The 10,145-nt window shown below is 69.6% G+C and carries 9 protein-coding genes; 2 read left to right on the top strand and 7 right to left on the bottom strand.

The window, feature by feature from the left end:
• Positions 1–297: 297 nt before the first annotated feature.
• Both P1P75_RS19310 and P1P75_RS19305 read left to right on the top strand, forming a co-directional pair.
• Entirely contained in the window at positions 298–825 is a 528-nt protein-coding gene (locus P1P75_RS19310; RefSeq protein ID WP_319256922.1) for a universal stress protein, read from the top strand.
• 151 nt (positions 826–976) lie between these two features.
• Positions 977–1,540, top strand: a complete 564-nt coding sequence (locus tag P1P75_RS19305) for a GPR1/FUN34/YaaH family transporter (protein ID WP_319256920.1) — start codon at positions 977–979, stop codon at positions 1,538–1,540.
• Positions 1,541–1,710: 170 nt separating this feature from the next.
• On the opposite strand, the gene glmS is transcribed toward P1P75_RS19305, so the two are convergent.
• From glmS to desA, 7 genes are all read right to left on the bottom strand, one after another.
• Complete coding sequence (gene glmS / locus P1P75_RS19300) at positions 1,711–3,528, bottom strand: glutamine--fructose-6-phosphate transaminase (isomerizing) (protein WP_319256918.1); 1,818 nt, start codon at positions 3,526–3,528, stop codon at positions 1,711–1,713.
• 51 nt (positions 3,529–3,579) lie between these two features.
• A complete protein-coding gene (locus P1P75_RS19295; RefSeq protein WP_319256916.1) occupies positions 3,580–3,837 on the bottom strand; it encodes a hypothetical protein in 258 nt (85 codons plus the stop codon).
• A 111-nt stretch (positions 3,838–3,948) separates the two neighbouring features.
• The gene (locus P1P75_RS19290) at positions 3,949–4,842 is read right to left on the bottom strand and encodes a DUF4429 domain-containing protein (protein WP_319256914.1); all 894 of its coding nucleotides are present in this window, start codon (positions 4,840–4,842) and stop codon (positions 3,949–3,951) included.
• Positions 4,843–4,936: 94 nt separating this feature from the next.
• Positions 4,937–6,754, bottom strand: coding sequence for an IucA/IucC family siderophore biosynthesis protein (locus P1P75_RS19285; protein WP_319256911.1), 1,818 nt, complete (start codon positions 6,752–6,754; stop codon positions 4,937–4,939).
• Complete coding sequence (locus P1P75_RS19280; RefSeq protein ID WP_319256909.1) at positions 6,751–7,305, bottom strand: GNAT family N-acetyltransferase; 555 nt, start codon at positions 7,303–7,305, stop codon at positions 6,751–6,753. The genes P1P75_RS19285 and P1P75_RS19280 overlap by 4 nt, the downstream gene beginning before the upstream one ends.
• A complete protein-coding gene (locus P1P75_RS19275; protein ID WP_319256907.1) occupies positions 7,302–8,585 on the bottom strand; it encodes a lysine N(6)-hydroxylase/L-ornithine N(5)-oxygenase family protein in 1,284 nt (427 codons plus the stop codon). Before P1P75_RS19275 ends, P1P75_RS19280 begins: the two co-directional genes overlap by 4 nt.
• Complete coding sequence (desA, locus tag P1P75_RS19270; protein WP_319256905.1) at positions 8,569–10,011, bottom strand: lysine decarboxylase DesA; 1,443 nt, start codon at positions 10,009–10,011, stop codon at positions 8,569–8,571. The genes P1P75_RS19275 and desA overlap by 17 nt, the downstream gene beginning before the upstream one ends.
• Positions 10,012–10,145: the final 134 nt, after the last annotated feature.

Here is a 10,145-nt window from a genome sequence, read left to right as displayed (position 1 = left end):
CCTCCCTGGGGGGTGGTTCGGGGGGTTCAACGCCCGTTCGACCGGTCGGTCACTCATCGGATGACGGGCGGGCAGGTGAATGCCGTGCGAACCGCCTGTACGGGGCAGCAACCATTGCGTTACGGGCGGCCCCTCGGGCATGCTCCCTGGAACCCCCCACGGACCGTGGGCGGGACTGGGCCCTGGAGGCGTGGCGCCGTACCCTTGGGGGTATGGGGTGGGGAAGATGATTCCCGGACACGCTCCGCCGCTCACGCTCGTCCCACCCGTAACAAGGATCGATACGCCGAGACAGCCATGGCCGGTCACGAATTCTTCGAACCAGCGGACCGCAAGCGGCCCGTCGCCGATCACACGGCGGCCGAGCCCCTGGCGGCGGAAGAGGCACGCCCCGCCTGTGATCCCGCTTTCCAGCACGGTGTCGTCGTCGGCTTCGACGGATCGACGTCCAGCGAGCGGGCCCTGGCGTACGCCGTCGGCATGGCTCACCGTTCCCGCGCGGGCCTGATCATCGTCCATGTGGCCAACCGGCTGCCCACCACGGTGTGGGCGGGCTGTGAGCCGCCGGTCTTCGTGGACGTGCCCGACCACCGCACCGAAGTGCTCGGTCTGGAGCTGGCCTGCGCCGAGTACCTGGCCGAGGTGCCCTGGATCCTGGTCGAGCGCGGCGGTGACATCTGCCATGAACTCGAAGAGGTGGGGCGGGAGTACGCGGCGGACGCCATCGTCGTCGGCTCGACGCACGGTATCGTCGGGCGGATCTTCGGGTCGGTCGCGGGGCGGCTCGCCAAGCGGGCGAAGCGGCCCGTCGTCGTCATTCCGTAACTCGCCCTTCTCCCAGGTGAGATGAGCCCTGGGAAACTCCAACTCCCTTGCGCGCCCCGGGAAACTACTCGTGCGTAGAGGTGGTTTGTGCCCTTGTGAAGGGCATAACCCGTGCATCGCACAAGCGCGCACGCATGAAGGGAGCCCCGCCGTGGACAACGACGTCTCTGCGGGAAACAGCACCACCGTCGTCGGCCGACTCGCCCTGGGTGTCACCCTGTTGGCCGTCGGCCTCGGGTACACCGCCCTCATCGACGGCGTCACGGCGGCCGACGCCGTGCCGATCGCCCGGTACGTGGGCGGAGTCGCCCTCTTCCTCGCCGGCCTGATGGCCTTCCGCGACCGTGACACCGTCTCGGGTACGGCCTTCTCGGCGGTCGGCGCCCTCTGGTTCACCTGGGCCGCCTCGGCCGGTGCCCAGGCCTCCGCGAACGCGGCCGGCCTGTTCCTGCTGCTCTTCGCCCTGGTCGCGCTGACCCTCACGGTCACCGCCGCAGACCAGCTCGCCAAGGGCACCTACGGGCTGTTCCTCGTCTCCCTCGTCCTGCTCGCCGTGGCGGACTTCGCCGAGAACGAGGGTCTCGCCAAGGCCGGCGGCTGGTTCGCCGTCGCGGCGGGAGCCGTCGCCTGGTACGCGGCGACGGCCGCCCTCGCGCACTGGCCCACGGCACTTCCGCGACGGGCTGCCCGCCCCGGCGTGACGGCCACGGGCTGATCCCCCTTTGCGCCTGAACCGGCGCCGCTCTCGCGGACCTGGTTGCTCGCCGTGAGGGTTGCTCAGTTATCGCTTCGGCCGTCGAGGGGGAGTTGGGCTTCCCCGGCGAATGGAGCGGACCCCCCGTGGATGGTGGCATCACGGGGGGTCCGTCGTGTCGAGGGGAGTGACTACTCCACCGTCACCGACTTGGCCAGGTTCCTCGGCTTGTCGATGTCGCGGCCCAGGGACTTGGCCGTGTAGTAGGCGAGGAGCTGGAGGGGGATGCCCATCAGGATGGGGTCCAGCTCGTCCTCGTTCTTGGGGACGATGATCGTCTGGTCGGCCTTCTCCTGGTCCTGGTGGGCGACGGCGAGGATGCGGCCGCTGCGGGCCTTGATCTCCTCCAGGGCGGCGCGGTTCTTCTCCAGCAGGTCGTCGTCGGGGACGATCGCGACCGTCGGCAGGGCGGGCTCGATCAGGGCGAGCGGGCCGTGCTTCAGCTCGGAGGCCGGGTAGGCCTCGGCGTGGATGTAGGAGACCTCCTTGAGCTTCAGGGAGGCCTCACGGGCGACCGGGTAGCCCCGGACGCGGCCGATGAAGAGCATGGAGCGGGCCTCGGTGAACTGCTCGGCCAGCTCCTTGATCTCTTCCTCGCCCTTCAGGATCTCGGCGATCTGGGCGGGCAGCCGGCGCAGACCCTCGATGATCCGCTTGCCGTCGCGCACCGACAGGTCGCGGGTGCGGCCCAGGTGCAGCGCGAGCAGCGCGAAGGCGACCGTGGTGTTGGTGAAGCACTTGGTGGAGACGACGCAGACCTCGGGGCCGGCGTGCACGTAGATGCCGCCGTCGGCCTCGCGGGCGATGGCCGAGCCGACCACGTTGACGACGCCGAGGACCCGCGCGCCCTTGCGCTTCAGCTCCTGGACGGCGGCCAGCACGTCGTACGTCTCACCGGACTGGGAGACGGCGATGTACAGGGTGTCGGGGTCGACGACCGCGTTGCGGTAGCGGAACTCGGAGGCGGGCTCGGCGTCCGCGGGGATACGGGCCAGCTCCTCGATCATCTGGGCGCCGATCATGCCCGCGTGGTACGAGGTGCCGCAGCCGAGGATCTTCACGCGGCGGATCTGGCGCGCCTCACGGGCGTCCAGGTTGAGGCCGCCGAGGTGCACGGTGGAGAAGCGGTCGTCGATGCGGCCGCGCAGCACGCGGTCCACGGCGTCGGCCTGCTCGTGGATCTCCTTGTGCATGTAGGTGTCGTGGCCGCCCATGTCGTAGGAGGCGGCCTCCCACTCGACGGTGGTGGGCTCGGCCGTGGTGCGGGTGCCCTCGGTGGTGTAGGTGCGGAAGTCGTCGGCCTTGAGGGTGGCCATCTCGCCGTCGTCGAGGGTGACGATCTGGCGGGTGTGGGTGACCAGGGCGGCGATGTCCGAGGCGACGAACATCTCCTTCTCGCCGATGCCGAGGACGACCGGGGAGCCGTTGCGGGCGACGACGATCCGGTCGTTGAAGTCGGCGTGCATGACGGCGATGCCGTAGGTGCCCTCGATGACGCGGAGCGCCTCGCGGACCTTGTCCTCCAGCTTCTCGGCCTGGGAGCGGGCGACGAGGTGGACGAGGACCTCGGTGTCGGTCTCGGAGAGGAACTCGACGCCGTCCGCCTCCAGCTTGCGGCGCAGGTCGGAGGCGTTGTCGATGATGCCGTTGTGCACGACGGCGACCTTGAGGTCGGCCGACATGTGCGGGTGCGCGTTCACGTCGGAGGGGGCGCCGTGGGTGGCCCAGCGGGTGTGGGCGATACCGGTGGTGCCCTTGAAGCGGGCCGGGACCTTGGCTTCCAGGTCGCGGACGCGCCCCTTGGCCTTGACCATCCGCAGGCCGGCCGTCTTCGGGGAGGTGACGACGATGCCCGCGGAGTCGTAGCCGCGGTACTCCAGGCGCTGGAGGCCCTCCAGGAGCAGGGGCGCGACGTCACGCTTCCCGATGTATCCGACGATTCCGCACATATGTAGGCAATCCCTCTGTAGTTCTGGCTGGTCCCGGGCCGGGCCGGCCGGTCAGCCGTAGACCATGCGGCGCAGCTGGCGGAGTGTCGGCTCCGGCGGTGCCACCGCCCGGTATGTCAGGTCCGCCGCGATCCGTTCGAAGATCTCCGCGTTGACCAGGCCCTGGGCCTGGAGCTCGCGGTGGCGGCGACGGACGAAATCCTCGGTCGTCTCGTCGAAGTAGGCGAGAACGTCCTGGATCACCCGCAGGGCCTCACCCCGGCTGAGGGGGGTGGAGCGCGTCAGGTGATCAACGAGTTCGTCGTGCACCCGGTAGATCCTGGGGTACCGGCGAGAGTTTCGCAACAATCCTGCCCGATTCCGGGCAGGGGATTGTAGGGGACCTCGGGGGCAACGTGGTCGGCCGTCCTCGCCGGGCTCCTACATGCGCTTGAGGACCGCCTGCTTGGCCAGCGTGAACTCCTCCTCCGTCAGCACGCCTTCGCGGTGCAGCTCGCCCAGCTCCCGCAGCCGCCGCAGCAGCGCGTCATGACCGTCCTCGGCGGGAGCGGCGGGAGCGGCGGCGACGGCCCGTGGCGCGTCCGCGGGCGGCCGTACGGCGTCCTCGGGGGCCGCGGCCGGGTGCGCCAGCCTGGCCTGTACGGCGGCCGCGACGAGGGCCATCAGCGGGTCCTTCCTGAAGCCCCACAGCTCGATCGCGTTCGGGTCGTACTTGGCCGGGGTCTTCACCGGCACGCCCCGGACGGTGAAGCGCAGATGGCCGTTCTCCAGCCCGGCCGACGGATACCACTCCACGGCCGTGATCTCGTCGACGGGCAGGGTGCGCGCGCCACCGGCGGCCTTGGCGTCCTCCGTCTTCCAGTTCCACTCCAGGCGCACCCGCTCGCCGTCGAAGTTCGCGGTGCCGTCCCCGGCGGACACCGACAGGGGTATGGACGGGCCGGGCAGCAGGTAGGCGTCCACCGGCCCGGCCGGGACCTGGTCGAGGAGCAGTGCGTTGCGCACCTCGTCGACGACGTACTCGGCGACGCCGTAGCGGTCCGGCTCCACGACGAGCCGGTAGGGGTTGTGGGGTTCGGTGAGCCGGCCGCCGGTGGCGTGCAGCAGCGGGCAGGCGCCGTCCCGCAGCCGCAGCCCGAGCCGGCCCGACTTCTTGCCCTGCTCGAACGAGATCCCCGCCAACGCCCGCAGTGGTACGACGAGTTCACCGAGGGTCCTGCGGAGCAGGCCGACGTTCTTGTCCCGTCCCGGCGTCAGCCGCAGGGCATCCCCGTCGAAGACCCAGGTGCCGTCCTTCTGGATGATTTCCGCCATGGGGGGATTCTTCCATCACCTGTTCGCCCCGGGCGGCGGTGACGACGGACGCCCCCCGAGGACCGTACTCGGGGGGCGTCCGCCGGTCGGTGGGTCAGAACCCGGCGAGCGGGTTCTTCAGGGTGCCGATCAGCTGGAGGGCGCCGGACGGGTCCGACAGGTCCACCATCTGCCTGTTGTTGCGCAGCTGGAGCCGGTTGAGGCAGGACAGCGCGAACTCGGGGGCGAACATGTCGTACTGCCGGAACCTGTCGGCGAGTTCGGGGTTCGCCTCCTGGTACTCGCGGGTGATCTCGGCGACCGTGCGCCAGAAGCCGTCCTCCTCCAGGATCCCCTCGGCGGCCAGACCGGCGGCGAGGAAGCGGAAGAAGCAGTCGAAGACGTCCGTGAAGATCGACAGGAGCTTGGTGTCCTCGGGGACCTCGACCCGGATGCGCCGCACCTCGGGCGGCAGCACCGCGTCCGGGTCCAGGACGGCGATCTCCTCGGCGATGTCCTTGTAGACCGCCCGCCGCACGATCCCGTCCTTCAGCACCAGGATGGTGTTCTCACCGTGCGGCATGAAGACCAGGTCGTAGGCGTAGAAGGTGTGCAGCAGCGGGGTGTAGTACGCCCGCAGGTAGTGGCGCAGCCACTCGGTGGGGGCCAGGCCCGACCGCTCGATCAGCGCGCCGGCCACCGACCTGCCCTCGTGGTCCACGTGGACGAGGGCGGCCATCGTGGCGAGGGACTCGCCGTCCCGGAGGGAGGCGACGGGGCTCTCCCGCCACAGTGCGGCCAGCATCTTGCGGTACGGCGAGTAGCGGTCGGTCGCCGCCTCGTACTCCAGGTGCCGGTAGCCCACGGCCGCCCGCTCCCGGATGATCGACAGTCCCGTCGACCTGAGCACCGGGTCGTTGTCGATCAGCTGGGCCAGCCAGTCGTTGATCGCCGGGGTGGCCTCCATGTACGCCGCCGACAGGCCGCGCATGAAGCCCATGTTGAGGACGGACAGGGCCGTCTTCACGTAGTGCTTCTCGGGGCTGGTCCGGTTGAAGAACGTCCGGATGGACTGCTGCGCCAGGTACTCGTCGTCGCCCTCGCCCAGGCACACCAGGTTGCCGCGGGCGATCTCGGCGGCGAAGGTGACGGTGAGCTTGTTCCACCACTGCCAGGGGTGGACGGGGATGAGGAGGTAGTCGGCCGGGTCGAGGCCCCGCTCGCGCAGGACGCCGTCGAAGCGGTCGACGGTCTCCTTGCCCAGCTCCTGCCGGACGAACGACTCGTAGTCGATGCCGACGCCCGCCGTGAACGCGGCGCGCGACCGGTGCGCGGCCAGCCACACCAGGCGGACCGGGCTCGCGGTCTCCGGGGCGTACGACAGGTACTCGTGGACGCCGAAGCCGAGCCGCCCGTTGTTGGCGACGAAACAGGGGTGGCCCTCGGTCATGCCGGTCTCGATGGCCTGGAAGCCGCTTTCCACCAGTTCCGCGGACGGGATCTGCGGCTTGGTGAGCTTGTAGCAGGTACCGGAGAGGGTGGAGGAGATCTCCTCCAGGTAGACCGGCAGGATCTCGTCGCTCAGTTCGAGCGTGTGCTTCAGCTCGATGAAGAAGTCCAGGGCGGCGACCGGGAGTTCGGCACCGTCGCGGCTGCGGGTGATCGAGTCGGCGTCGACCTGCCAGTGGTCGAGGGCGCGGCGTACGGCGGTGAAGCGGTAGTACGTCAGGCCGTCGTCGCTGCGGACGACGTACCGGTCGCCGGTGGGGTCGCCGGTGCGCGCGGTGGCGGATTCGCCGGTGGGGTCGGGGGTGCGTTCGGGGGTGATCAGCCGCTCGTGCGCGAACTCCGCGAGGGCTTTGCGGACCAGCAGGCGGTTGGCCTTCTCCCAGCGCTCGGGGGAGAGGTGGGCCACGGCGTCGGCGAGGCTCATACGCGCACCCCCGTGGCCGCGACGAAACGTTCCCGTGTGCAGAAGCTGAGGAGCGCCGGCTTCTCCGGCTTCTGGATCTCGCGTTCCGCGACGAAGCCGACGGCCTTGTTCAGGGCCTGTACGGCCGTGTTGGAGACGTCGGGCTCGACCACGATCCGCTCGGTGGCCGGGTCCGCGAAGAGGCGTGCCATGACGGCGGTGATGACCGCGCGCGTGAAGCCGTGCACGGGCCGGTCGGTGGGGGCGACCAGGAAGTGCATGCCGACATCGCCGGGCCGCGGCTCGTACAGGCCGACCAGCTCACGGTGGCGCGGGTCGTAGTACTCCATCAGGAAGGCGGGCACCCCGTCGTGCAGCCCGAGCAGGGCGTGGTGGTGCTCGTCGGCGGTGATCTCCATGTAGGCCCGCTCGACGTCCACCAGCTTGGCCTCCTGCATCATCCAGAAGGCCGCCTTGGGGTGCGTCACCCAGGAGTGCAGCAGCTCGGCGTCCCTCAGGGGGTCGAGGGGGCGGAGGGTGAGACGGCCGACGGCCGCGGAGGTGGTGCTCATGCGCTGAACTCCTGGAACGCGATGGTCTTCTCGACCGGGTAGTACTCGCTGCCGAGCAGCTCGCGGATGATGTAGCTGTTGCGGTAGGCGCCCATGCCGAGGTCCGGGCTGGTGATGCTGTGTGTGTGCACGCCCGCGTTCTGCAGGAACACACCGCGGCCCGTGGTGTCGACGGCGTAGTTGCGGGCCACGTCGAAGTTGCCCTGCGAGTCGTAGCGCAGCCGGTCGCGGACCGGCTTGAGGAACTCGGGCTCGGCGTACCTGTAGCCGGTGGCCAGGACCAGGCCCTGCGAGGCCAGCTCGAAGTCCTTGCCCTGTTCCTCCTGCCTGAAGGACAGGGTGTACGTGCCGTTCTCGTACCGTGCGCCGCGCAGCGCCGAGTTGGTGAGCAGGCGGGTGGGCACCGGGCCGCCGAGGTTCTTCTGGTAGAGCAGGTCGAAGATCTCGTTGACGAGGTCGCCGTCGATGCCTTTGAAGAGGCCCTTCTGCTCGGCCGTGAGCCGGTAGCGGGTGGGCTCGGGCAGCTCGTGGAAGTAGTCGACGTACTCGGGGGACGTCATCTCCAGCGTGAGCTTGGTGTATTCGAGGGGGAAGAAGCGCGGCGAGCGCGTCACCCAGTTCAGCCGGTAGCCGTGGACGTCGATCTCGCTGAGCAGGTCGTAGTAGATCTCGGCGGCCGACTGGCCGGAGCCGACCAGCGTGATCGAGTCCTTCTTCTGTAGCTGCTCCTTGTGCTGCACATAGCGGGAGTTGTGCAGGAAGTCGCCGCCGAGTCCCTCGCAGGCCTCGGGGACGTACGGCGGGGTGCCGGTGCCCAGGACGAGGTGGCGGGCGCGGAACTCCTCGCCGGCCGTGGTGCTCACGACGTACAGCCGGGCGGCCTCGTCGTAGGTCACCTCGGCGACCGTCGTCGAGAAGCGCACGCTGGTCAGCTTGTTCGCGGCCCAGCGGCAGTAGTCGTCGTACTCGACGCGCAGCGGGTAGAAGTTCTCGCGGATGTAGAACGAGTACAGCCGGCCCTTCTCCTTCAGGTAGTTGAGGAAGGAGTACGGCGAGGTCGGGTCGGCGAGTGTCACCAGGTCGGACATGAACGGCGTCTGGAGGTGCGCGCCTTCGAGGAACATGCCCGCGTGCCACTCGAAGCCGGGCTTCGACTCCAGGAAGACGCCGTGGAGTTCCTCGATCGGCTCGGTCAGACAGGCGAGGCCGAGGTTGAAGGGGCCGAGCCCGATCCCGACGAAGTCGTGGGTGGCGGCGGGGTTTTCAGGACGCGCGGTCAAGGGACTCTCCCAGGTACTGCTCGGCGTGGCCGGCGATCAGGTCCAGTACGGCGGCCATGTCGTCGACCGTCGTCTCCGGGTTGAGCAGGGTGAACTTCAGGTAGTGGCGGCCGCTCACCTTGGTGCCCGCGACCACCGCGTCGCCGGAGGCGAACAGGGCCTTGCGGGCGTACAGGTTGGCGCGGTCGATCTCGGCCGGGTCGGTCACGGCCGCGGGAATGCAGCGGAAGACCAGGGTGGACAGCGACGGCGCGACGACGACGTCGAAGCGCGGGTCGGCGGCCAGCAGTTCCCAGCCCCGCACCGCGAGGTCGCAGACCTCGTCGAAGAGCTGGCCGATGCCGTCGGCGCCCATGGTGCGCAGTGTCATCCACAGCTTGAGCGCGTCGAAGCGGCGGGTCGTCTGGAGGGACTTGTCGACCTGGTTGGGGATACGTTCCGCCGCCATGCGGCGAGGGTTGAGGTACTCGGCGTGGTAGGTGGCGTGGCGCAGCGTGGCCGCGTCCTTGACCAGCACGGCGGAGGAACTCACCGGCTGGAAGAAGGACTTGTGGTAGTCCACGGTGACGGAGTCGGCGTGCTCGATGCCGTCGATACGGTCGCGGTACTTCACCGAGGCGAGCAGGCCGCAGCCGTAGGCGGCGTCGACGTGCATCCAGGTGCCGTACTGCTCGCACAGTCCGGCTATCTCGGGCAGCGGGTCGATGGAGCCGAAGTCGGTGGTGCCGGCGGTGGCGACGACGGCCATGGGGACGAGGCCGTCCTGCGCGCAGCGCTCCAGTTCGCGGGCGAGGGCGACGGTCTGCAGGCGCTTGTCGTGGTCGACGGGGATGGTGACCACGGCGTCCTGGCCGAGGCCCAGCAGCTGGGCGGACTTCTTCACGCTGAAGTGGCTGACCTCGGAGGCGAAGATGCGCAGTTTCTCCAGGGAGTCGGTCTTGGCCTCCTCGCGGGCCAGCAGCAGCGCCTGGAGGTTGGACTGGCTGCCGCCGGAGGTGAACACGCCGTCGGCGGCCGGGCCGAGGCCGATGCGGGCGGTCGTCCAGTCGACCAGTTTCCGCTCGATGAGGGTGCCGCCGGCCGACTGGTCCCAGGTGTCCAGGGAGGAGTTGACGGCGGACAGGACCGCCTCGCCGAGCACGGCCGGGATGACGACCGGGCAGTTGAGGTGGGCGAGGTAGCGGGGGTGGTGGAAGTAGACCGCGTCGCGGAGGTAGACCTCCTCCAGCTCGTCCAGTACCGCCGTGGTGTCGCCCAGGGGCCGGTCGAGGTCGATGCTCTCGATGCGTGGAGCGAGGGCGTCGGCCGTGATGCCGGTGAACGGACGGTCGGTGGCGGCGAGTTTGGCTGCCACCCGCTCGACTCCTTCGGTCACGGTGCGGCGGTACCGCTCCGCGGTCGTGTCATTGAGCAGGTGCGAGCGCATCGTGGGGGTCCTCCGGGGATGGGGACGGGTCCGCCGCGGGACGGACACGGGGGCGGAACCTCGGATTCAACTTAGGTAAGCCTAATCTGAGTTGGGCGATCGGGTCGCAGCCTTCGCCCGTGACGGTGATCACG

It is taken from the genome of Streptomyces sp. ID05-39B (assembly GCF_033794725.1).
In the GTDB taxonomy this organism is placed as follows: Bacteria; Actinomycetota; Actinomycetes; order Streptomycetales; family Streptomycetaceae; genus Streptomyces; species Streptomyces bobili.
The sequence above is the reverse complement of the archived record's forward strand: the minus strand, read 5'-3'. Positions and strand labels throughout refer to the sequence as shown.

Excerpts from the sequence above, each read along its gene's own strand:
- P1P75_RS19310 (WP_319256922.1), top strand. The coding sequence starts at position 298 with ATGGCCGGTCACGAATTCTTCGAACCAGCGGACCGCAAGCGGCCCGTC.
- glmS (WP_319256918.1), bottom strand. The coding sequence starts at position 3,528 with ATGTGCGGAATCGTCGGATACATCGGGAAGCGTGACGTCGCGCCCCTG.
- P1P75_RS19290 (WP_319256914.1), bottom strand. The coding sequence starts at position 4,842 with ATGGCGGAAATCATCCAGAAGGACGGCACCTGGGTCTTCGACGGGGAT.
- P1P75_RS19285 (WP_319256911.1), bottom strand. The coding sequence starts at position 6,754 with ATGAGCCTCGCCGACGCCGTGGCCCACCTCTCCCCCGAGCGCTGGGAG.
- P1P75_RS19280 (WP_319256909.1), bottom strand. The coding sequence starts at position 7,305 with ATGAGCACCACCTCCGCGGCCGTCGGCCGTCTCACCCTCCGCCCCCTC.
- desA (WP_319256905.1), bottom strand. The coding sequence starts at position 10,011 with ATGCGCTCGCACCTGCTCAATGACACGACCGCGGAGCGGTACCGCCGC.